This is a genomic window from Amycolatopsis melonis (assembly GCF_040064235.1).
GTDB lineage: Bacteria > Actinomycetota > Actinomycetes > Mycobacteriales > Pseudonocardiaceae > Amycolatopsis > Amycolatopsis melonis.
The window spans coordinates 334,304-356,584 of the sequence record NZ_JBDZYD010000012.1; the positions used below are offsets into that span (position 1 = coordinate 334,304).

General features: G+C 71.9%; 20 protein-coding genes. 6 read left to right on the forward strand and 14 right to left on the reverse strand.

Features of this window, described 5'->3' with window-relative positions; genetic code table 11:
* Positions 1–20: 20 nt before the first annotated feature.
* Positions 21–1,544 carry an FAD-dependent monooxygenase gene (locus tag ABJI51_RS31210; RefSeq protein ID WP_348954623.1) on the reverse strand — a complete coding sequence of 508 codons (1,524 nt, stop codon included), beginning with the start codon at positions 1,542–1,544 and terminating at the stop codon, positions 21–23.
* A gap of 80 nt (positions 1,545–1,624) precedes the next feature.
* Complete coding sequence (locus tag ABJI51_RS31215; RefSeq protein ID WP_348954624.1) at positions 1,625–2,236, reverse strand: TetR/AcrR family transcriptional regulator; 612 nt, start codon at positions 2,234–2,236, stop codon at positions 1,625–1,627.
* A 126-nt stretch (positions 2,237–2,362) separates the two neighbouring features.
* Here ABJI51_RS31215 and ABJI51_RS31220 point away from each other — a divergent pair, with 126 nt between their 5' ends.
* Positions 2,363–3,709, forward strand: coding sequence for an MFS transporter (locus ABJI51_RS31220; RefSeq protein WP_348954625.1), 1,347 nt, complete (start codon positions 2,363–2,365; stop codon positions 3,707–3,709).
* A 92-nt stretch (positions 3,710–3,801) separates the two neighbouring features.
* Here ABJI51_RS31220 and ABJI51_RS31225 read toward each other — a convergent pair whose 3' ends face one another.
* The 7 genes from ABJI51_RS31225 to ABJI51_RS31255 form a co-directional block, all read right to left on the reverse strand.
* Positions 3,802–5,139 (reverse strand): SPFH domain-containing protein, encoded by a 1,338-nt coding sequence (locus ABJI51_RS31225; protein ID WP_431605677.1) that lies wholly within the window; start codon positions 5,137–5,139, stop codon positions 3,802–3,804.
* A gap of 88 nt (positions 5,140–5,227) precedes the next feature.
* A complete protein-coding gene (locus ABJI51_RS31230; protein ID WP_348954627.1) occupies positions 5,228–5,716 on the reverse strand; it encodes an SPFH domain-containing protein in 489 nt (162 codons plus the stop codon).
* The gene (locus ABJI51_RS31235; protein WP_348954628.1) at positions 5,713–6,147 is read right to left on the reverse strand and encodes an NfeD family protein; all 435 of its coding nucleotides are present in this window, start codon (positions 6,145–6,147) and stop codon (positions 5,713–5,715) included. The genes ABJI51_RS31230 and ABJI51_RS31235 overlap by 4 nt, the downstream gene beginning before the upstream one ends.
* A gap of 84 nt (positions 6,148–6,231) precedes the next feature.
* The gene (locus tag ABJI51_RS31240) at positions 6,232–7,047 is read right to left on the reverse strand and encodes a DUF3097 domain-containing protein (RefSeq protein WP_348954629.1); all 816 of its coding nucleotides are present in this window, start codon (positions 7,045–7,047) and stop codon (positions 6,232–6,234) included.
* A 104-nt stretch (positions 7,048–7,151) separates the two neighbouring features.
* On the reverse strand, positions 7,152–8,039 hold the full coding sequence (locus ABJI51_RS31245; RefSeq protein WP_348954630.1) for an aminoglycoside phosphotransferase family protein: 888 nt from the start codon (positions 8,037–8,039) through the stop codon (positions 7,152–7,154).
* Positions 8,024–8,839 carry an SCO1664 family protein gene (locus ABJI51_RS31250; protein ID WP_348954631.1) on the reverse strand — a complete coding sequence of 272 codons (816 nt, stop codon included), beginning with the start codon at positions 8,837–8,839 and terminating at the stop codon, positions 8,024–8,026. Before ABJI51_RS31250 ends, ABJI51_RS31245 begins: the two co-directional genes overlap by 16 nt.
* Positions 8,840–8,841: 2 nt before the next feature.
* The gene (locus ABJI51_RS31255) at positions 8,842–9,417 is read right to left on the reverse strand and encodes a DUF3090 domain-containing protein (RefSeq protein ID WP_348954632.1); all 576 of its coding nucleotides are present in this window, start codon (positions 9,415–9,417) and stop codon (positions 8,842–8,844) included.
* A gap of 77 nt (positions 9,418–9,494) precedes the next feature.
* On the opposite strand from ABJI51_RS31255, the gene ABJI51_RS31260 reads away from it, so the two are divergent.
* The 3 genes from ABJI51_RS31260 to ABJI51_RS31270 are packed head-to-tail and all read left to right on the forward strand — an operon-like array spanning position 9,495 to position 12,702.
* Complete coding sequence (locus tag ABJI51_RS31260) at positions 9,495–11,408, forward strand: prolyl oligopeptidase family serine peptidase (RefSeq protein WP_348954633.1); 1,914 nt, start codon at positions 9,495–9,497, stop codon at positions 11,406–11,408.
* Complete coding sequence (locus ABJI51_RS31265; RefSeq protein ID WP_348954634.1) at positions 11,405–12,304, forward strand: S66 peptidase family protein; 900 nt, start codon at positions 11,405–11,407, stop codon at positions 12,302–12,304. Before ABJI51_RS31260 ends, ABJI51_RS31265 begins: the two co-directional genes overlap by 4 nt.
* Complete coding sequence (locus tag ABJI51_RS31270) at positions 12,301–12,702, forward strand: TIGR03668 family PPOX class F420-dependent oxidoreductase (RefSeq protein ID WP_348954635.1); 402 nt, start codon at positions 12,301–12,303, stop codon at positions 12,700–12,702. Before ABJI51_RS31265 ends, ABJI51_RS31270 begins: the two co-directional genes overlap by 4 nt.
* Positions 12,703–12,710: 8 nt before the next feature.
* Here ABJI51_RS31270 and mptB read toward each other — a convergent pair whose 3' ends face one another.
* The 5 genes from mptB to ABJI51_RS31295 all read right to left on the reverse strand — a co-directional run bounded on the left by mptB (position 12,711) and on the right by ABJI51_RS31295 (position 19,915).
* Positions 12,711–14,246 carry a polyprenol phosphomannose-dependent alpha 1,6 mannosyltransferase MptB gene (gene mptB / locus ABJI51_RS31275; RefSeq protein WP_348954636.1) on the reverse strand — a complete coding sequence of 512 codons (1,536 nt, stop codon included), beginning with the start codon at positions 14,244–14,246 and terminating at the stop codon, positions 12,711–12,713.
* A gap of 152 nt (positions 14,247–14,398) precedes the next feature.
* Complete coding sequence (nikE, locus tag ABJI51_RS31280; protein ID WP_348954637.1) at positions 14,399–16,048, reverse strand: nickel ABC transporter ATP-binding protein NikE; 1,650 nt, start codon at positions 16,046–16,048, stop codon at positions 14,399–14,401.
* Complete coding sequence (locus ABJI51_RS31285) at positions 16,045–16,941, reverse strand: ABC transporter permease (RefSeq protein WP_348954638.1); 897 nt, start codon at positions 16,939–16,941, stop codon at positions 16,045–16,047. Before ABJI51_RS31285 ends, nikE begins: the two co-directional genes overlap by 4 nt.
* Positions 16,938–17,888: an ABC transporter permease gene (locus ABJI51_RS31290; protein ID WP_348954639.1), complete on the reverse strand. Its 951-nt coding sequence runs from the start codon at positions 17,886–17,888 to the stop codon at positions 16,938–16,940. Before ABJI51_RS31290 ends, ABJI51_RS31285 begins: the two co-directional genes overlap by 4 nt.
* 191 nt (positions 17,889–18,079) lie before the next feature.
* Complete coding sequence (locus tag ABJI51_RS31295; protein WP_348954640.1) at positions 18,080–19,915, reverse strand: ABC transporter substrate-binding protein; 1,836 nt, start codon at positions 19,913–19,915, stop codon at positions 18,080–18,082.
* Between the two features lie 179 nt (positions 19,916–20,094).
* Between ABJI51_RS31295 and ABJI51_RS31300 the strand changes: the two genes are divergently transcribed.
* A complete protein-coding gene (locus ABJI51_RS31300; RefSeq protein ID WP_348954641.1) occupies positions 20,095–20,922 on the forward strand; it encodes a M55 family metallopeptidase in 828 nt (275 codons plus the stop codon).
* A complete protein-coding gene (locus tag ABJI51_RS31305) occupies positions 20,915–22,213 on the forward strand; it encodes a M20/M25/M40 family metallo-hydrolase (protein ID WP_348954642.1) in 1,299 nt (432 codons plus the stop codon). The genes ABJI51_RS31300 and ABJI51_RS31305 overlap by 8 nt, the downstream gene beginning before the upstream one ends.
* Positions 22,214–22,281: the final 68 nt, after the last annotated feature.

The window sequence follows — 22,281 nt, forward strand, 5'->3', positions numbered from 1 at the left end:
AACAATACGTAGGAGATTTCCTACACGTCAAGAGGGTGGCCGAACCACCGTTCGAGGGCCGCGCGCAGGGCCTTGCGGTCGTCCTCGTCCGGCTCCGCCGCACTGGTCGCCCAGGCCACGTAACCGTCGGGGCGGACGAGCAACGCCGTCGCCGCACCGTCGGCCTTTCCGGTGACGAGGTCGACGCGGTCGGCCCAGCCCCGCACGTCGTCACCGAGCGAGCCGGTGAAGTCCAGCAGCAGCGGCCGCGCCGTCCTGGTCAGCTCGGCGAGCCGGATTCCGTTGTCCAGCACCAGGTCCGGGGCCCACCGGCCGTCGAGCGGGTGGTCGGTGCCCGGCTCGTACCGGATGTCGGCGCCGGACATCAGGTCGGCGATGTGCTGCACCGTGGAGGGCAGGGCGAGCAGTTCGCCGAACAGTTCGCGCAACGCCGTGACGTTGCCGCCGGGCGCGATCAGCGCGGCCTGGGCCCGGGTGTGCATGACGACGCGCTCGGCGACCGGGCGGCGTTCGCGCTCGTAGGTGTCGAGCAGGCCCGCGGGCGCCCAGCCGTGCAGCTCGGCGGCGAGTTTCCAGCCGAGGCCCGCCGCGTCCTGGAGGCCGAGGTTGAGCCCCGGCCCGCCGATCGCGGAGTGGACGTGCGCCGCGTCGCCGACCAGCAGCACGCGTCCGTCGCGGAAGCGTTCGGCCAGCCGGGTGTTGCCGCCACGCAACCGGCGCAGCTGGTGCGGGCCGTCGCCCTCCGGCGGGCCGAGGGGCAGGTCGAAACCGAGGACGCGCCGGGCGCTGGCGCGCAGCTCGTCGAGCGTCAGCGGTGTCTCGTCGCCGGCTTCCTCCTCATTGGACCATTCCGTCGTGCTGATGAGCGGGCCGGCAGGGAACGGCGCGTAGACGAACAGGCCGGTTTCGGTGCGGTAATGGAAGAACGGCGGGATGACGCCGTGTCCCGGCACGCGCAGGCCGCCGGACCGGGGATCGGTCAGCTCCGCGGGCACGGTGGCGTGCGCGGTGCGGGAGACGGTGCGATCGTCGGTGACGCCGGGAAAATCGATCCCGGCGAGCTTGCGGGTGGCGCTGCGGCCGCCGTCCGCGCCGACGAGAAACCGGGCGGTGAGGCGGTATCCGCCGCCGGGGCCGTCGACGTCGACGGTGACGGAGTCGGCGTCCTGGGTCAGGCCGGTGAGCGCGTGCCCGCGGCGGATCTCGACACCCAGCTCGGCGGCTCGCGCGTTGAGCATTGCTTCGACCTGCCGCTGCGGCACGCCAAGGATGTGCAGCGGGTTGGGGTCGGCGAGCGTGAGGTCCAGGCGCATCGCGCCGAAGACGAACGCGGGAACCGGCGGGCCGATCGGCCCGGCGAGCCGCTCGTGCAGCCCGCGGCGGTCGAGGAGGCGGACGACCTGGCCGACGAGGCCGTTGGCGCGGTTCTCGTTGGCCGGTTCGGGCAGCCGTTCCAGGACCAGCGGGCGGACACCCGCCAGGGCGAGTTCGCAGGCGAGCATGAGGCCGTTGGGCCCGGCACCGGCGATGACGACGTCTTCCATGACGGAACTCCTTGCTGTACGGCGGTTCTCGGGCACGGCGAAGCAGCCCGGCCTGCGGGCGTTCGTCGGGAAAGGACGGTCTAGCGCGGTTCGGGCAGGCCGGCGGCGAGCCGGCCGAAGACGTCCCGCAGGAGGTCTTCGAGGGACCGCGACGGCTCGCCGACGAGCCACTGCTGGGTGACGGTGTTGAGGGCGGCGCCGACGACGGCCGCGACGAGCCGCGGGTAGACGTCGGTGACGGGATCGGTGCCGGTGCGTTCGGCGACGGCGGCGGCGAACTCGGCCTCGGCGGCCGCACCGGCCTTCTGGAATTCGCCCTGCAGTGCCGGTTCGGCGACCATCAGCCGCAGCCCTTCCAGCCACGACTGGTCGGCCGCCTGCCCGGTGGGGACCGGCTCGCCGAGCGCGTACCCCGCGAGCGCGGCCTGGGTGACGGCCTCCCAGATCGGTTCGCCTGCCGGGCGTTCCCGCAGGGCGGCGGCGATCGCGCGGGCGCGATCGTGGTGGCGGGCGACGATGGCTTCGCCCTTGCTGCCGAAGTAGTTGCTGAAGGTGCGGGTGGACACCCCGGCTTCGGCGGCGATGTCCTCGATGCGGACGTTGTCGTACCCGCGTTCGACGGTCAGCCGGATCGCCGCCCAGCTCAGCGCGATGCGTGTCTCGTGCTTCTTGCGTTCCCGCAGACCGTCCATGACGCCACCGTACAGAAACGTGCCGAATCTGCAAAGTTTCCAGATCGGCAAGTTTTTGCACGGTCGCCAGATCCGTCGACGAGCGTCACACTGTTGTGTGACATCGGTCACCGGAGGTGTTGCGAGATGGTGCTGGGAGACAAGGGCGTCACCCACAAGGTGGCGCCGGACAGCAGGTCCGGACGGGTACAGGTACGGCGGGCGGCGCTGGCGAGCGCCATCGGCACGACGATCGAGTGGTACGACTTCTTCCTCTACAACACCGCGGCGGCGCTGGTCTTCCCGCACCTGTTCTTCCCCGCGTCGAGCGCGTACGCGGGCGCCATGCAGTCGTTCGCGACGTATGCGGTCGGGTTCGCCGCGCGCCCGGTCGGGGCCGCGATCTTCGGGCACTGGGGTGACCGGATCGGCCGGAAGGCGACGCTGATCGTCACGCTGCTGCTGATGGGCATCTCCTCCGGCCTGGTCGGGATGCTGCCCGGGACGTCGGCGATCGGGATCGCCGCGCCGCTGATCCTGGTGCTGCTGCGGCTGGTGCAGGGCATCGCGATCGGCGGCGAGTGGAGCGGCTCGGTGCTGCTGGCGATGGAGTGGGGCGACCAGCGCAAGCGTGGCCTGCTGGGCAGTTTCGCGCAGATCGGCGTCCCGGTCGGGCTGGTGCTGGGGACCGGCGGGATGACGCTGCTGTCGGCGACCCTCTCCCCCGCCGCGTTCGACTCGTGGGGCTGGCGGCTGCCGTTCCTGGCCAGTCTCGTGCTCGTCGCGGTCGGCCTGGTGATCCGGCTGAAGATCCTCGAGACGCCGATGTTCGCCAAGCTCGTCGAGAACCGCCGGACCGCGCGCACGCCGGTGCTCGACGCGATCCGCCACCACTGGCGCGAGATCCTGCTGTCGGCGGGTGTCCGGTTCAGCGAGCAGATGCCGTTCTACCTGTTCACCAGTTACGTGCTGATCTACGTCGTGGCCCGCCACGAGTTCAGCAAGACGTTCGTGCTCAACGCGGTCCTGGTCGGGGCGGCGTGCGAGCTGGCCCTGATCCCGTTCTTCTCGGCGCTGTCGGACCGCTTCGGCCGCAAGCGGGTCTACCTGTGCGGAGCGGTCCTGACGGGCGTGATCGCGTTCCCGTACTTCACGATCCTGGCGCACGGCAGCCACGCACTGGTGTTCGGGGCGGTCGTGGTGTCGTTCGTCCCGCACGCACTGCAGTACGGCCCGCAGGCGGCCCTGATCGGCGAGAGTTTCCCGACGCACCTGCGTTACGGCGGCGCAGGCCTGGGCTACCAGCTGGCCTCGGTGTTCGCGGGCGGCCCGGCACCGCTGCTGGCGACGTGGCTGCTGCACCAGACGGGAACGCCGTACGCGATTTCGGTCTACATCATCGTGGCGGCGGTGATCACGGTGATCTGCGTGCTCGTGCTCCGCGACCGCTCGAAGGCGGACATCGATGACGCCACGGTCTACCGCCGAACCTGACCGCGCCGGCCGGACGACACGCTCGGCCAAAAGCCGTGAATGGCACATTGACGGACTTGAAGTCCCTCAATGTGCCATTCACGGACAAGAAGTCAGCGGCGCGGGCCACCGAACGGGGGCTGCTGCGGGAACGGACCGCTGCCCGGGTTCTGCGGCGGGCCGCCCTGGGGGCCGCCGAACTGGCCCGGCGGCGGACCCTGCGGAGGCGGGCCCTGGTACTGGCCGCCCGGGGGCGGTCCCGCCGGGGCCTGCGGTTGCGGCAGCCCGCTCTGCGGCGTCGACGGCTGCTGCGGGGCGGGCGTCGCCTCGGTGCCGCGTTCCTCGTCCTCGTCCGGGGACGGCGGACGCTGCGCGGACGGGCGCGGGATCGACGGCCGGGACGGTGCCGACGACTCGCCGATCGCCGGGACCTCCTTGCGGGCCACCGCTTCCGCGGCCGCGACCGCCTCGGCGACCTTCGGGTCGCTCTTGGTCTCGAACCAGCTGGCGACCTCTTCGTCCTCGAGGTCGGGCTTGTCCGGGACGTCCTCCTTCGGCGGCTCGTAGCGGAACACGCCGTCGTCGCCGGGGGCGCCGAGTGCGCGGGCGAAGCCTTCGAGGGCCTTGCCGTAGTCGCTGGGGATCATCCAGACCTTGTTCGCGTCGCCCTGTGCCATCTGCGGCAGCGTCTGCAGGTACTGGTAGGCCAGCACCTCCGGGGTCGGGCGGCCTGCCTTGATCGCGGCGAACACCTTCTCGATCGCCTTCGCCTGGCCCTGTGCCTGCAGGTACCGCGCGGCGCGTTCACCCTGGGCACGCAGGATCCGGGACTGCCGCTCGGCCTCGGCGGCGAGGATGGTGGCCTGGCGGGCACCTTCCGCGGCGAGGATCTGGCTCTGCTTCTGGCCTTCCGCGGTCTTGATCGCCGATTCCCGCTGGCCTTCGGCGGTGAGGATCATGGCGCGCTTCTCGCGGTCGGCGCGCATCTGCTTCTCCATCGAGTCCTGGATGGACGGCGGCGGGTCGATCGCCTTCAGCTCGACGCGGGCGACGCGGATGCCCCAGCGGCCGGTGGCCTCGTCGAGCACGCCGCGCAGCTGGCTGTTGATCGAGTCGCGGGAGGTCAGGGTCTGCTCGAGGCTCATGCCGCCGACCACGTTGCGCAGCGTGGTGGTGGTCAGCTGCTCGACACCGACGATGTAGTTGGAGATCTCGTACACCGCGGCACGCGAGTCGGTGACCTGGAAGTACACGACGGTGTCGATCGACACCGTCAGGTTGTCCTCGGTGATCACCGGCTGCGGCGGGAACGAGACGACCTGCTCGCGCAGGTCGATCCGGGCACGCACCTTGTCCAGGAACGGCACGAGGATGTTGAGGCCGGGCGAGGCGACCGTGCGGAACCGGCCGAGCCGCTCGATCACGGCCGACTGCGCCTGCGGCACCACCATGACCGCCTTGGCTATCGTGATGATCACGAGCAAGGCCAAGGCTATGACCAGGCCGATCACAAATCCGGTCAAGAGAACATCCCCTTACCTAGTACCATTCTTGCGCGGTTGACGGCGTTCCGGGTGCCGCGGGCGGGCTCACCGTGAGCTCGAGCTCCTTCGCGGCGATGCCCCAGCGGGCGGTGGTGTCGTGCAGGACCGTCCACACTGTACGGTGCAGGTCCCCTGGTGCGGTGACGGCGCGCTCGGCGGTGGTCAGGCCGGCTTCCTGCCGCAGCGCGGTGCGGGTCAGCCGGTCGATCGCCGACGCCGGATCGGCGATCTCGTAGGTGGCCAGGCGCGGGTCGGCCACCGCGAAGACGACTTCGTAGCCGATGAGGACTTCCCGCCCGTCGCCGGCTTCGACCGGCTGCGGCGGGGCGGACAGGATCTGCTCGCCGAGGTCGACGCGGGCGCGGACCCGGTCGGCGAACGGGAGCACGAGGTGCCGTCCGGGGCCGAGCACCGTGCGGAACCGCCCGCCGCGTTCGATCACCGCCGCCCGGCCCTCGGGGACGACGACGAATCCGAGGCTCACGGCTCGGCCGACACGACGGCGGTGGCGCCGGAGATCTCGACGACGGTCACCGGGGTGCCGGGCTGGATGGGCGGCAGGTGCTCGGACATGCTGCGGGCCGACCAGACGTCGCCCGCCAGCTTCACCTGACCGGCCTCGTGGTCCACTGTGGACACCACGACGGCGCGGGCGCCGATCAGCGCCTCGATGCCGGTGTGGTGGGTGGGCCCGGCGAGGAACCGCCGCTTGAGTGCCGGGCGGACCAGCATGAGCATGCCGACCGAGGCGACGGCGAACACGGCGACGTCGACGAAGACGTTCCCGGTGAGCACCTCGGCCCCGGCGCCGAACAGCGCGCCGACCCCGAGCATGATCAGCACGAAGTCGCCGGAGACGACTTCGGCGATCATCAGGGCGATGCCGACGATCAACCAGACCAATGCCCAAGCCATGACTTCATGCTCTCAGATCGCGCCGGTTCGCACCGGCACAGTGACGGGACGTGATCGACGCGTGACCTTGGACAAATCAGACATTCAGCCCTCTTCCGCCGGTTCGGTGACGAAGTCGATGAGCCGTTCCACGGCCCCGATGAGCGGGGTCTCGAGGTCGCGGAAACTGCTCACTCCGCTGAGGACACGTTGCCAGCCTTCGAAAGGTTGCCCCCAGCCGAGCGCGTCGCAGATCCCCTGCTTCCACTCGGTGCCGCGCGGGATCCGCGGCCAGGCGTCGATACCGACGGCGGCGGGCCGCACGGCCTCCCAGACGTCGATGTAGGGATGCCCGGTGACCAGGACGTTCTCGTCCCGGATGGCCTCGACCAGCCGGGACTCCTTGCTGCCGGGGACGAGGTGGTCGACCAGCACGCCGAGGCGGCGGCCGGGACCGGTGCCGAACTCGGCGATCCGGTCGGCGAGCACGTCGACGCCGTCGAGCGGTTCCACGACGACGCCTTCGACGCGCAGGTCGTGGCCCCAGACGCGTTCGACCAGCTCGGCGTCGTGCTTGCCCTCGACCCAGATCCGCGAGTCGCGGGCGACGCGGGCCTTCAGGCCTTCGACGCGGACCGAACCGGACGCCGAGATCTGCCGGGCCGGCGCCTTCGCCGCGGCCTTGACCGGCACGAGCGTGACCGGCTTGCCTTCCAGGAGGAACCCGGCGGGGGCGAGCGGGAACACGCGGTGGCGGCCCTTGGCGTCTTCGAGCACGACGTTGCCGTACTCGATTTTCACCACGGCGCCGCAGTAGCCGCTGACCGGGTCCTCGACCACGAGACCGGGTTCGGCGGGCACCTCCGGCACCTTCTTGCGGCGCGGGCCGGCGAGCACGTCGTCATACGAATGGGAGCGCACGACCAAGAAAGTAGCAGCGAAGCGCAGCTTCTCCGTTGAGGGCGGCGGCGGGGGCATGGATGGACTATCGGCCGCGGCGACTCCGGCGGGTGACCGCCACGCCGTCAGCGCGCGAGTTGCAGGACGGCGTCGGTGAACGGTGTCCGCTCGCCGCGGCGCAGCGACGGGAGCGCCACCAGCGGAGCCATCGCAACACACCAGGCGCGGACGCGCTCGGCGTCGAAATCCGTCACGTACGGGGCGAGGGCGGCGATGCCGTCGTCGATCGTGCCGCCCTGTGTCATCGGGATGAACACCCAGTCGACGGTGTCGAGTGCGGGGTCGCCGAGGCCGGGGCGCGGGTCGATCGCGACGGGACCGCGGCCGGGTCCGGCGTCGAGCACGTTGGCGGGGTGGAGGTCGCCGTGCAGCAGCGCGACCGGGCCGCTGGTGGCGAGTTCGAGCGCCCGCGCACGGCCGTTCGCCAGGACTTCGGCGCTCAGGAACTCCGCGGCCGGGGACTCGCGGCGGCGGCGTTCGGCCAGGTCGAAGATGAACTCGATGCCGTCGGCCAGCCGCCGGGTCACGCCGTGGGGCTCGACGCTGTGCAGCTGGTCCAGCAGGTCGCCGATCTCGGCCCACGGGACGTCCCGGCCGGACAGCTCGGTCCCGGGGACCAGGCCTTCGAGGAGGATGGCGTGGGCGTCGAGGTCGGCGTCGAGGATCTGGACGACGCGGGAGCACCCGGCCCAGGCGCTCAGCCCGGTGAACTCCAGCCGCGCGACCTCCGGGTCCGGCGTGAGTTTCAGAACCTGCAGGTCACCACCGCGGCCGGTGCACAGCAGGGTGCGGCCGGTGTTGCCGGGCCGGGCTTCGCGGACCTCCAGCCCCCACTTCGCGGTGAGCCGCGCGACCAGGTCCGGCAGCGTGTCGCACCACGGCTCGGCCAGCTCGGCGCCGAAGCGGTCGACGAGCCGGGCGCGTGCGGCGTCGTCGATCAGAAGAGGGGCCACGGGATCGCCCGCCAGTCGTCGCCGGGCTCGGGGAAGATGCCCTCGGCCAGCAGCAGGTCGGTGCGCTCGGCCAGCGCGCGGACCTCGGCCCTGGTGATGTGTTCGGCGAGGGCCTTGCCGAGGCCGCCGTCGATCTCCGAGCGCAGCTTGCGCAGTTTCTCGACGGTGTCCGGCGGCACCGGCTCGCCGATCCAGCCCCACAGCACGGTCCGCAGCTTCGGGTCGGTGTGCAGGCAGATGCCGTGGTCGACGCCGTAGACGCGGCCGTCGACGCCGGCCAGCAGGTGCCCGCCCTTGCGGTCGGTGTTGTTGACGACGATGTCGAGCACGGCCAGGTCGCGCAGCCCGGGGTGGTCGGCGTGGGCCAGCACGGCGGGCTCGCCGAGCCGGTCGTGGGCGTGCAGCACCGGCCGCCAGCCGTCGGGAACCTCGTCGGGGGCGATGACGTCGACGAGGTCGTCCTCGGTGGTCTCCACCCACAGCTGGACCATGCCGGGGCCGAACGGCCCGTTGCGCAGCACGGTCGGCGGGATCGCGCCGAGGTCCGCGGTCTCGGCGATGATCGCGGTGGCGACCTCGCGCCCGGCGAGGGTGCCGTCGGGGAAGTCCCACAGCGGCCGCTCCCCCGACACCGGCTTGTAGACGACCTGTCCGGTGACGCCGTCGAGCTCGATGGCGCAGAACAGCGTGACGTTGGAGGCGTCGACGAGGCGGCCTTCGACGTCGATCCGGCCGTGGGTGACGAGCTCGCGGGACGCCGGGTCGGCCGGATCGGGGTGTCTCGCGGGGGTGCTCGCCATGGTCAGTCTTCGCCCGCGTCGGTGTCGCGCCGGTAGCCGTTCTGCCGCGGGCAGATGTGCCCGGTCGGGTCGAGCGGCTCGCCGCAGAGCGGGCAGGGCTTGCGGCCGGCGTTGACGACGCGGTCGGCGCGCTCGGCGAAGGCGCGGGCGGCGGCGGGGCTGAGGAAGACGCGGACGGCGTCCGGGCCCTCCTCGGTGTCGTCGAGCACGACCGTTTCGTCGACCTCGCCCTCGGTGATGGCGAGCAGTTCGATGACGACCGCGCTGCTGTCGGCGTCCCAGCCCAGGCCCATGGTGCCGACGCGGAACTCCTCCTCGACCGGGACGGTGAGGGGGTCGACGTCGACGAGGTCCTCGGGGACCTCCTCGGGCACGTCGGCGCCGAAGCGGCTGGCGACCTCCTCCAGCAGCGAGCTGAGCCGCTCGGCGAGGACGACGACCTGCTGTTTTTCGATCGTGACGCTGATCGTGCGCACGTCCTCGGACGCCTGGAGGTAGAACGTGCGATCGCCGGGCTCGCCGACGGTGCCGGCGACGAACCGATCCGGCTGGCGGAAGACGTGGATTACGCGAGACATAGCACCACCGACCCTAGGCCACCGGCGCATGATCGGCATCCGCCGCCCCATGGTTCGCGGGCGCTAGCCTCGGGGGCGTGTCTCGGATCTCCCCGTACGGAACCTGGTCTTCGCCCATCACCGCCGCCGAGGCGGCCGCCGCCGGTGGTGGCCCGCAGTGGCTCGACGCCGTCGGCGACGAAGTGTGGTGGGCCGAGGCGCGGCCCGCTGAGCAGGGCCGCGTCGCCCTGGTGCGGGCCGTGCCCGGCGGAACGGAGGACGTGCTGCCCGCGCCGTGGAACGTCCGGAACCGGCTGCACGAGTACGGCGGGCGGCCGTGGGCGGTCGCCGACGGTGTCGTCGTGTTCACGCACTGGGCCGATCAGCGGGTTTACGCTCTGCGCGAAACCGGCGTCGTGCCGCTCACGCCGTCCCCCGCCGAGCCGCAGGGCGTCCGCTACGGCGACCTGCACGCCGGGCGGCCGGGTGAGGTGTGGGCGGTACGCGAGCGCAGTACCGGGCCGCGGCCGTCCGACGTCGAGCGGGAGCTGGTCGCCATCGCCGTGGACGGCGGTGGCGAGCGGGTGCTGGCGGCGAGCCACCACTTCCTGACCGTCCCGAAGCTGTCGCCGGACGGGCGGCACGCGGCCTGGTTCGGCTGGGACCACCCGCTGATGCCGTGGGACGGCACCGAGCTGTGCGTGGCGCCGATCGCGGCGGACGGGTCGTTCGGGCCGCACCGGGTGCTGGCCGGCGGCCCGGACGTCTCGGTGTGCCAGGTGGAGTGGGAGACGCCGTCGGCGCTGCTGGCGCTGCTGGACCCGGACGGCTGGTGGAACCTGCACCGGATCGGCCTCGACGGGTCGGTGGTGAACCTGGCGCCGGTGGAGCGGGAGGTCGGCGGGCCGCTGTGGAAGCCGGGGTCGCGCTGGTTCGTCCCGCTGGGCGGCGGGCGGCACGCGGTGCTGGCCTCGGGCAGGCTGGCGGTGCTGGACGAGGCGGACGGGTCGGTGACGCCGGTGGCCGGGGAGCTGACGGCGTGGTCGTCGGCCGGGCTCGCGGTGCACGGCGACGGCGTCGCGGGAGTGGCGGCGGGCCCGGTCCGGGAGGCCGCGGTGGTGCACTACGCGTTCGGCAGCGGGGTGCTGACGGACCTGACGCCGCAGCCGGAGCTGCCCGCGGCGTACCTGCCCGAGCCGCAGGAGCGGCTGTTCTCCACGGCCGACGGCGAGACGGTGCCGGCGGTCTTCTACCCGCCGCGGAATCCGGACTTCGCCGCGCCCGAGGGTACGCGGCCGCCGCTGCTGGTGGACGTCCACGGCGGGCCGACCGGGCAGCGTTTCGCCCAGCTGGATCTGGACATCGCGTACTTCACCAGCCGCGGTTTCGCCGTGGCGGCGGTGAACTACGGCGGGTCGACGGGCTTCGGGCGGGCCTACCGGGAGCGGCTGCGGGAGCAGTGGGGCGTGGTGGACGTGGCCGACTGCGTGGCGGTGGCCGAGGCGCTGGTGGCGGCCGGGCTGGCCGACGGCGAGCGGCTGGGCATCCGCGGGGGCAGTGCGGGCGGGTTCACCGCGGCGGCGTCGCTGACGACGACGAAGACCTACCGGGCGGGCACCGTGATGTACCCGGTGCTGGACCTGGCCGGGTGGGTCGCCGACACGCACGACTTCGAGTCGCGCTATCTGGACGGGCTGGTCGGGCCGTTGCCGGCGGCGAAGCAGCGGTACGTGGAGCGCTCGCCGCTGGCGAACGCGGCGTCGCTGGCCGGGCCGGTGCTGTTCCAGCAGGGCCTGGAGGACCGGATCTGCCCGCCGGAGCAGGCGGACCGGTTCGTCGCCGGGCTGGCCGGGCGGGGAATTCCCTATGCGTACCAACGGTTTCCCGGCGAGCAGCACGGGTTCCGGCAGGCGTCGACGATCGTGGCCGCGCTGGAAGCGGAGTTGTCGTTCTACGGCCAGGTGTTCGGGTTCGAGACGCCGGGTGTGGCGCGGCTGGAGCTGTCGCGGTGAGGCCGCCGCGGTTGCGGGCGGGCGACACGCTGGCGGTGGTGGCGCCTGCCGGTCCGGTCCCGGCGGACCTGCTGGAGAAGGCCCTGCCGGTGCTGCGCGGCTGGGGTGTCGAGGTGCGGGTCGGGCCGTGTGTGCGGGCGGAGCCGGGGACACCGGCGTACCTGTCGGCGCCGGACGCGGCGCGGGCGGCGGAGTTCACCGAGGCGTGGCTGGATCCCGGAGTGCGGTGCGTGCTGGCGGCGCGGGGCGGCTACGGGGTGCAGCGGATGCTGGACCTGGTGGACTGGGCGGCGTTGCGGGCGGCGGGGCCGAAGGTGCTGGCCGGGTCGTCGGACATCACGGCACTGCACCGGGCGGTGGATGTCCACTTGGGACTGTCCAGTTTGTTCTCCCCGATGCCGGCGAGCGTGCTGTTCGACGACTTCGCGGTGGAGCACCTGCGGCGGTCGCTGTTCGAGCCGGAACGCAACCTGGTGGTCCGGGGCGGGGCGCCGCTGGTGCCGGGCCGGGCGTCGGGGATCTTGACCGGCGGCAACCTGTCGCTGCTGGCGGCCGGGATCGGCACGCGCGAGCACGGTTCGGCGCGGGACGCGATCGTGCTGCTGGAGGACGTGACGGAGAGCGTGTACCGGCTGGACCGGATGCTGACGCAGCTGCTGCGCAGCGGCTGGTTCGACGGCGTCCGCGGCATCGTGCTGGGTTCCTGGGCGGCGTGCGGCGACCCGGCACAGGTGCGGGCGCTGCTGCTGGAGCGGCTGGGTCCGCTGGAGGTGCCGATGGTGGAGGAGTTCGGCTTCGGGCACGTGGCGTCGTCCCCGACGTTGCCGCTGGGCGTCGAAGCGACACTGGACGCGGACCTGGGGACGCTGACGTTCGGCTCCCCAGCGCTGTCATGACGCCCGAGGAGGCCCGCGCCCGGTTCGCCGCGGCGCGGGTGGCCCGGCTGGCGACGGTGTCGGCGTCCGGGGTGCCGCATCTGGTGCCGGTGACGTTCGCGGTCCGCGGCGACGTGGTGGTGTTCGCCGTGGACCACAAGCCGAAGTCCTCGGTGAAGCTGCGGCGGCTGGCGAACATCGCCGCGAACCCGGCGGTGTGTTTCCTGGCCGACGGCTATGCGGAGGACTGGTCGCAGCTGTGGTGGGTGCGCGCGGACGGGGTGGCGCGGGTGGAGCCGCCGGGCGCGGAGCCGGTGTCGTGGCTGGTGGCGAAGTACGAGCAGTACCGGGACCGGCCGCCGCAGCACGCGGTGGTGGTCACCGAGGTGCACACCTGGAGCGGCTGGTCCGGGTCCTGACCGAAGGTTCAGTCGCGGAGGAACTTCTCCGGCCGCCGCCAGGCGTCGATGAGGCCGAGGGGGTCCGGGCGCAGCAGGGAGGCCGCCGAGTAGAGGCTGGCCAGCACGACCCCGGCGATGAACCACCAGTCGTAGAGGGCCTGCTCGCCCGTCGGGTAGTAGACCAGCGTCACGAACACCGAAACCGCCACCACCAGTGCCAGGTGGCGGGGCTGCCACCGGAACGCCGACAGCAGCACGAAACCCCAGGTCAGGTACCACGGCAGGGTCGGCGGCATGAGGATCGCCACCGCCAGCAGCGAGATCCCGGCGCGGTAGACCGCCTCGGTGCCGCCGCCGCGGGCGAGCCACCACTGGCGGATGCCGAAGCCGATCAGCAGGAGCATGCCCGCCGCGCGGGCGACCGTCACGAACGGGGACACCTGGACGTCCACGATCAGGTGGACCAGGTTGTAGAACACCTCGCCGATGCCGGTCGGGATGTTGAGCCAGTTGGCGATGAGCTGCGGGGCCTTGAGGCCGGACCACCAGCCGAGGTTGAGCGACCCCAGCGAGAGCCACGTCCCGGCGACGAACACGGGCAGGAACAGCCCCACCGACGCCGCTCCGGCGCGCAGGAAGTTGCGGACCTTCGACTCGCCGCTCAGGTGGTTGGCCCACATCCAGACGATGAACGGCAGGGCGATCGCGGCGGTCGGCTTGATCAGCATGCCGATCGTGACCAGGACGACCGAGATCACGTGCTTGCGTTCCAGTGCGGCCAGGACGCCGATGGTGAGGAACGCGAGCATCATCAGGTCGTTGTGCGGGCCGCCGAAGAGGTGGATCACCATCATCGGGCTGGCGACCGCGAGCCACAGCGCCACCGGGAGCTTGCCGCCGAGGTGCTTGACCAGCCGCGGGAGCGCCCACAGCGTCCCGGCCAGCCCGGCCAGCAGCACGACGCGCATGAGGATGACGCCGAGGATCATGTTGTCGCCGGTGGTGGCGACGACGCCCTTGGAGATCAGCAGGAAGAGCGGCCCGTAGGGGGCGGGTGTGGTCTGCCAGAGCGGGTGGACGTTCTGCACGACGTTCGGCAGCACGTCCAGCTCGGCGGGGCCGTTGGCGTACGGGTCGAGCCCGTACAGCAGCTGGGCGCCCTGGCCGAGGTAGGAGAAGACGTCGCGGGTGAACAGCGGCGGCGACACGAGCAGCGGCGCCATCCAGCACCCGGCGGCGACCAGGATCGGGCGGCTGCCGATGCGGCCGGCGAGCACGTACCGGCCGAGCCGCACCCACGCCCAGACGACCAGGCCGAAGCCGGTGTAGAGGACGGCGTTGGCGAGCATGCGCCCGTGGCCGTAGCGGACCCACGACAGCGGACCGTGCCCGAGGACGGGGTCCTTGATCAGGATGCCGCCCGCCCCGAGCGCGGCGATCATGAGCAGGGTGCTCCCGACCGTGCCCATGGCGATCGTGCGGTACGGGAATCGCGAGGGCACGCGAAGCCGCCCGGCCAGTCCGGCCGAGGGGGTCTGCGCGGGGTCGGTCGTGGTCGCCATTTCCGTTGGGAGATTACACACCGCGCCCGAGCGGCCTTCCTTCAGTGCCGGTTTCCGGGTGATCCACCGGGACGCCGATGTCATGAAAGAGTCGTTCATGACGCCAGACGTCATGAACGACTCTTTCATGACGTTCGCGGGAGGTGGGGCGGTCAGGTACCGACGGTGCGGCGCTGGGCGGTCCCTCCCGGCAACGCGGCCAGCAGGGACTTCGTGTACTCGTGCTGCGGGTCGAGCAGGACCTGCTCCACCGTCCCGGTTTCGACCAGCTCGCCGCGGTACATCACGGCGACGCGGTCGGCGATGTTCCAGGCCAGGCCGAGGTCGTGGGTGATCACCAGTGCCGCCAGGCCCAGCTCGCGGCGCAGCCGCAGCAGCAGCGCCAGGATCTCGCCGCGGACGGACGCGTCGAGCGAGGCCACCGGTTCGTCGGCCACCACCAGCGACGGCTCCAGTGCCAGTGCCCCGGCGATGACGACGCGCTGACGCTGGCCGCCGGAGAGCTGGTGCGGGAGCCGGTCGGCGTACTTCTCGGCCGGGCGCAGCTCGGCGGCCTCCAGTGCCCGGTGGACGACCGTGCGCTCGTCGGCCAGCTGGTGGATCCGGGGTCCTTCGGCCACCGCCTCGTACACCGTGTGGGCGGGGTTCAGCGCGCTCGTCGGGTCCTGCAGCACGAGCTGGACCTGACGCCGGTACGCCTTGAGCCCGGCCCCGCCCGACGGCACCGGTTTCCCGGCGTAGCGGACCACGCCGGAGTCGGGTTTCTGCAGGCCGAGCAGGGTGCGGGCGAGGGTGGTCTTGCCGGAGCCGGACTGGCCGACCAGCGCGACGATCTCGTCGCGGGCCACCGTGAGGTCGACGCCGGCGACGGCGTTGATCCGCTTGCCGGTGCGGTCGCGGAAGGACACGCGCAGGTTTTCGGCGACCAGCAGCGGCTCGCCGGGGACGCGGTCCGGTGGCTCGGGCGGCAGCGGAGTGCTCGTCGCGGGCGCGAAACGCGACACCGGGTCCCCGACGGTCGGGAACGCGGCGGCCAGCGCCCGGGTGTGTTCGTGCCGCGGCGAGCCCATGACCTCGCTGCTGGGGCCTTCTTCGACGATCTGCCCGTCGTACATCACGGCGATGCGTTCGCAGGTGGCGGCGAGCACGGACAGGTCGTGGCTGATCATGATCAGGCCGATGTCCTGCTCGGCGACCAGCCGCGAGAGCAGGGCGAGGACCTGGGCCTGGACGATGACGTCGAGGGCGGTGGTCGGTTCGTCGGCGATGATCAGCCGGGGCGAGCAGGCCAGTGCCATGGCGATCATGACGCGTTGTTTCTGGCCGCCGGACAGCTCGTGGGGGTAGGCGCCTGCCCGGCTCGGGGGCAGGTCGACCTGGGTGAGCAGCTCGGCGACGCGGGCGTCGACCTCGGCGTCGGTCGGGGCTTTGCCGCCGGGTGGGTGCAGCCGGATGGGCTCGGCGATCTGTTCGCCGATCTTGCGGACGGGGTTGAGTGCGTGCATGGCGCCCTGGAACACCACCGACGCCTCGGCCCAGCGGACCGCGCGCAGCCGTCCCCATTTCATGGCGGTGACGTCTTCGCCGTCGAGGAGGATTTCGCCGGTGATCTTGGCGGTGCGTGGCAGCAGCCGCAGCACGCTCATGGCGACGGTGGACTTGCCGGAGCCGGATTCGCCGGCGACGCCGAGGGTGCCGCCGGGGGCGAGGGTCAGGTCGACGCCGCGGACGGCGGGCACGTCCTTGTCCCCCACCGCGTAGGTGACGTTGAGGTCCTTCAGCTGCAGCAGCGGGGTGGTCACTTCTTCAACCTCGGGTTGAACACGGTCTCCAGGCCCCGGCCGACCAGGGTGAAGAAGAGGACGACGAGGACGATGGCGATGCCGGGCGGGAGCACGTTCCACCAGGCGCCGCGGCTGATGGCGCCGTTGTTGAGCGCGTTTTCCAGTACCAGGCCCCAGGTGACGGAGCTGGGGTCGCCGACGCCGAGGAACGACAGGGTCGCGTCGGCGATGACGGCGTTGCCGACCACCAGGGTGGTGTTGGCCAGCACCAGCGGCATCACGCCGGGCAGGACGTGCCTGCCGATGATGTGCAGGTGGCCGCCGCCGAGGGCGTGGGCGCGTTCGATGTAGGGGCGGCTTTCGATGGTCAGCGTCTGGGCGCGGACGAGCCGGGCCGTGCTGGGCCAGGCGGTGAGGCCGATGGCGAGGATGATCGTGCCGACGCCCCTGGGCAGCACCGCCGAGAGCGCGATCGCGAGGATCAGCGAGGGCAGCACCAGGAAGAAGTCGGTGAACCGCAGCAGCGTCGCCGACACCCAGCCGCCGAAGTGCGCGGCGGTGATCCCGATCAGGGTGCCGATGACGACCGACAGCAGCGCGGCGGAGAACCCGACGAGCAGCGACACCCTGGTGCCCCAGACGGTCATCAGCAGCACCGACCGGCCGAAGTTGTCGGTGCCGAGCCAGAAGTCGGCGCTCGGCGGGGACAGCGGCGCGCCGGTGGCCTTGGTGACGTCGAGGCCGGTTTCGTCGCTGAGCAGCGGCAGGAGCAGGGCGACGAGCACGGTGACGCCGAGCAGGACGAGCCCGGCGAGGGCGGCTCGCTGGCCGGCGAACTCGTGCCAGGTCCGGGCCAGTGACGCGCGGCGGCGGGCCCAGGCGATCTGCCGGGGTGTCTCGGCGGTGGTCATGAGGTACGCACCCTGGGGTCGAGCACGCGGTAGAGCAGGTCCGCGAGCAGGTTCATCAGCACGACCGCGCTCGCCAGCACGGTGAACACGCCCTGCAGCACCGGCAGGTCGGGGCCGTGCAGGGCGTCGTAGGTGAGCTGGCCGAGGCCGGGCCAGCTGAACACGGCCTCGACGGTGACCGCGCCGGCGACGACCTGGCCGAACTGCATGAACACCAGGGTGGTGGTCGGCAGCAGGGCGTTGGGGACGGCGTGGCGGCGGCGGACGAGGTCGTCGCGCAGGCCCTTGGCGCGGGCGGTGGTGAGGTAGTCGGCGTTCATCTCCCCCAGCAGCGACGACCGCATGATCAGCATGTACTGGGCGTAGAACACCGCCAGCAGCGTCACGCACGGCAGCACCAGGTGGTGCAGGACGTCGAGGGTCTGGGAGAGGACGTCGGGTGCGGCGTCCGGGGAGTGCATGCCGCGGCTGGGGAACAGGCCGCCGGTCACCACGAGCAGCATCAGGCCGAGCCAGAACTGGGGCACCGACCACAGCGTCAGCGCGATCCCGGTCTGGGAGCGGTCGAAGAAGCTGTCGCGGCGCCAGGCGGCGCGGATGCCCAGCCACAGCCCGAGGAGCACGGCGAGCAGGGTGGCGCTGCCGACGAGCAGGATGGTCGGCCAGAGCCGTTCGGCGATCATGTCGGCGACCGGGCGGCCGTTGTTGAGCAGCCGGGACTCGCCGAGGTCGCCGTGCAGCAGGTCCCAGAAGTACTGGCCGAACTGGACGAGGACGGGCTTGTCGACGCCCATCTTCTCGCGCAGCTCGGCGATCTGCTGTGGGCTGGTGACGCGGTCGCGGGTCATCGCCGCGACCGGGTCGCCGGGCAGCATCCGGAAGAGGAAGAAGAACAGCACGATCACCAGGACGATGCTGACGATCGCTTCGAGGACCTTCTTGAGCACGAACCGGGCCGTGCCGGTCCCGCCGCGGGGGGGGGCGGGGGGGGGGGCGCCCCCCCCCCCCGCGGGGGGGGGGGGGGGCCCCCCCCCGGGGGGACGGGGCGGTGGCCGCCCCCGCGGGGGGGGGGGGGGCGCCGGGGGGGGGGGGGGGGGGGGGGGCCCCCCCCCGCGGCCACTTCGGGCGTGGTCATGTCCTACTCGCGGTCTTCCGCCGACTTGCCGCGGCGGCCGATCATGATGCCGCCGCCGACGAGGACCACCACGACGACCGCGCCGAGGACGATCCACAGCACGGTGTTGCCGCCGGAGCCGGAGTCGGCGGCGTTGGTGGTGCCTGCCGGGGTGGCGCCGTAGACGCCCCAGTAGCCGGTCTGCTCGAGAATCGCGCCCTGGGGCTGCGGCTGGGTGGTGAAGCCGGAGAACTTGTCGGAGCGGTAGGCCTCGAGCGCGTTCTGGTAGTCGAGCACGATGGTCGGGATCTGGCTGTAGAGCCGGGCCTGTGCCTGCTTGACGTAGTCGGCGCGCTTGGCGTTGTCGGTTTCGGTGAGCTGCTTGTGGTAGAGCTCGTCGTACTGGGCGTCGCAGAAGAACGTGTCGGTGCTGCCGCCCTTGCCGTCGGCGCTGGGCCGCGCGGCGCAGGTGTGCAGGGAGAGCACGTAGTCCGGGTCGGGGCTGGTGCCGTAGCCGCCGATGGCGAGGTCGTACTTGCCGGTGGCGGTGCGGTCGGACAGCTCGTCGTCGGAGGTCAGGTCCTGCTTGACGGTGATGCCGATGTCCTTGAGCCAGCCGGTGACGTACTGGGCGACGCCCTGGTCGTAGCTGCGGTTGGCGTGGCCGGTCAGGCGCAGTTCCAGCTTCGCGCCACCGGGGGTCGTGCGGACGCCGTCGGGGCCCTTCTTGTAGCCGGCCTGGTCGAGGGTGGCGTTGGCGGCGGCGAGGTCGAACTTGATGCGCTCGGCGTCGCTGGGGTCCCAGTGGTAGTCGCGGTAGACGGCGGGGACGACGCCGCCGCCGACCTGGCCGAGGCCCTTGAGCACCTTGTCCACAATGGTCTTGGTGTCGACGGCCTGGGCGATCGCCTTGCGGACGTTGAGGTCCTTGAGGGCGGGGTTGCCGTCACCGATGGGGTTGTTGGCGTTGTCGGTGACGCCGAAGTTGATGGACAGCTCGTCGTAGCGGCGGCCGGGTGCGGCGTTGGTGGTGATGCCCTGCTGGCCCTGCAGTGCGGCGAACTGGTTGGGGTTGAGCCGGTTGATGACGTCGACTTCGCCCTGCTTGAGCGCGTTGACCGCGGCTTCGGTGTCCTTGAACTGCAGCAGCTGCAGTTCGTCGATCTTCGGGGCGCCGCGCCAGTACTCCTTGTTCGCCTTGAACTTGACGTACTCGTTCGGCTTGTACTCGGTGAGCTGGTAGGGCCCGTCGGAGACGCCCGCGACGGCGACGGTGTCGGTCTTGGGGTCCTTGAGGTCCTTGATCGGCTCCCAGACGTGCTGGGGCACGATCGGCACGTCGAGCAGGTTCATGTTGACCTGCACGGCCTTGGTCTTGATGACGAGCGTGGTGTCGTCGGGGGCGGTGACGGTCTCGAAGTTGGAGACGTAGTTGCCGTTGGCGGTGCGGGCGTCCTCGTCGGTGAGCATGCGGTTGAAGGTGAACGCCGCGTCCTTGGCGGTCACCGGCTTGCCGTCGCTCCACTTGACGCCGCTGCGGATCTTGAACGTCCAGGTCAGCTTGTCGGCCGAGGGGGTCCAGGACTCGGCGAGCGCGGGTGCGGCTTCGGCCTTGGCGGCGTCCGGGACGGTGAGGAACTCGTAGGTGAACCGGCCGATCTGCGTGGAGGCGGCGAGCACGGCGGTGAAGGGGTTGAGGTGGTCGATGCCGGTGGTCAGCGCGACCCGCAGCACCTTGCCCTGCTGGGCGTGCGCGGGTACGGCGAGCGGGATCGCCGCCAGTGTCGCGGCCGCGGCGACCGCGCCGGCGCGGGCGAACCGCCCGGCTCTGCGTTGGAACTGCACCAAAAACCACCCCATCGTTCGCTTGTGAGCCTCCCCAAGGACGAGAAGTAACCACATATCGGGACAACCGCGCAATATGTTGCCGCCCCGGCAGGTGTCCGATCGTTATCGATCCTTTCGTCGTCACGCTGAGTGACAATCGAAGTGGGGCATTCCACGTCCGGGCGACGGGTGCGCTGGCTAGAGTGCCCGGCATGCGCATCATGATCTCGGCGGACATGGAGGGCGCCACCGGCGTCACCTGGACCGACGACGTCGTGCCCGGTTCGCCGCAGTGGGACCGGTTCCGGCGGCTGTTCACCGGCGACGTCAACGCCGTGCTGGCCGGGCTGTTCGCCGCCGGCGCCGAGGACGTGCTGGTCAACGAGGCGCATTCGTCGCAGCGGAACCTGCTGCTGGAGGACCTCGATCCGCGGGCGCGGATGCTCACCGGGCGGCACAAGCCGCTGTCGATGATGCAGGGCATCGACTCGGGCGTGGACGGGGTGGTGTTCCTCGGCTACCACGCGGGCGCGGGGTTCGACGGCGTGCTGTCCCACACCTATCTGGAGAACCAGATCACCGGGGTGTGGCTGGACGACGTCCCGGCGAGCGAAGGCAGGCTGAACGCGGGCGTGGCCGCGGAGTACGGCGTGCCTGTCCTGCTCGTTTCGGGTGACGACAAAACATGCGACGACGCCCGTGACTACGCACCGGAAGCGGAGCTGGTCCCGGTGAAGGAGTGCGTGAGCCGGTACGCGGCGATCTGCCTGCCGCCGTCGCGCACGGCGGACCTGCTGACGAGCGCGGCGGCCGAGTCGATGGCCCGTGCCGGGCGGGAGGAGCGCCGGGTGGGCGCGCACCGCATCGAGGTGGAGTTCGACGCCAGCCACCTCGCGCAGGCGGCGGCGGTGATCCCGACGGTGGAGCAGATCGGGACGCGGCGGGTCGGGTTCGACGCGGTGAACATGACCGAGGCGATGAAGGCGTTCAAGGTCGTCACGGCGATCGCGGCGGGGGCGGTGCAGGGTATCTATGGCTGACGTCGTCGAGCTGTGCGCGGACCTGATCCGGTTCGACACGACCAACCGCGGGGGCAACGACGCGTCGCCGGAGCGTCCGGCGGCGGAGTACGTGGCCGCGTTCCTGGACGGCCTGGGCATCCGGGCGCGGATCCTGGAGGCCGCGCCGGGCCGGGCGAGCGTGGTCGCCCGGGTGCCGGGCACGGACCCGTCGCTGCCGGCGCTGCTGGTGCAGGGGCACCTGGACGTCGTCCCGGCGGACGCGGCGGACTGGTCGGTGCCGCCGTTCGCCGGCGAGGTGCGCGACGGTTACCTGTGGGGCCGCGGCGCGACCGACATGAAGGACTTCGTGGCGATGGTGCTGGCGGCGCTGGCCGGTGGCGTGCGGCCGCGGCGGGAGCTGGTGCTGGCGTTCGTCGCCGACGAGGAGGACCGCGGCGAGTGGGGCGCGCACTGGCTGGTCGCCGAGCATCCGTCGTTGTTCGAGGGCTGTGTGGCGGCGATCAGCGAGTCGGGTGGCTACACCTACCACGTGCCCGCGGCCGACGGCCGGGACGTGCACCTGTACCCGGTGGGCACGGCCGAGCGCGGGACGGCGCACGTCCGGCTGACCGCCCGCGGCCGGGCCGGGCACGGTTCGCGCCCGAACGCCGAGAACGCCGTCACCCGCCTGGTGGGTGCGTTGCACCGGATCTCCTCGCACGAGTGGCCGGTGTCGCTGACCCCGGCGGTGCAGGCGTTCCTGGAACGGACCGGCGCGGCCCTGGGTGTTCCGGTCGATCTGTCCTCATCGGACGGAGTGGACGCGACGGTGGCGGCGCTGGGCCCGGCGGGCGCGCTGGTGGTGCCGACGGTCCGCAACAGCACCACGCCGACGATGCTCGACGCGGGCTACAAGGTGAACGTGATCCCCTCGACGGCGACCGCGCAGGTGGACGTGCGGGTGCTGCCGGGGACCGAGGAGGCGCTGTTCGCCACGCTGGACTCACTGCTCGGCGAGGGCGTGACACGCGAGTTCGTCGCGCACCAGCCGCCGGTGCAGGCGCCGGTGGACTCCCCGTGGTTCGACGCGATGGCCGCGGCGTTGCGGGCGGAGGATCCGGAAGCGGTGGTGGTGCCGTACTGCCTGGGTGGCGGGACGGACGCGAAGGCGTTCGCGCAGCTGGGCATCGACTGCTACGGCTTCGCGCCGCTGTGGCTGCCGAAGGGCTTCCCGTACCGGGCGATGGCCCACGGGGTGGACGAGCGGGTCCCGGTGGAGGGCCTGCACTTCGGGACGCGGGTCCTGTCGCGCTTCCTGGAGAACTGCTAGCGCGGCGTGGGGGGGGGGGGGGGGGGCCCCCGCACACCGATACAATCCCGGGCGCCCCCCCCCCGCGG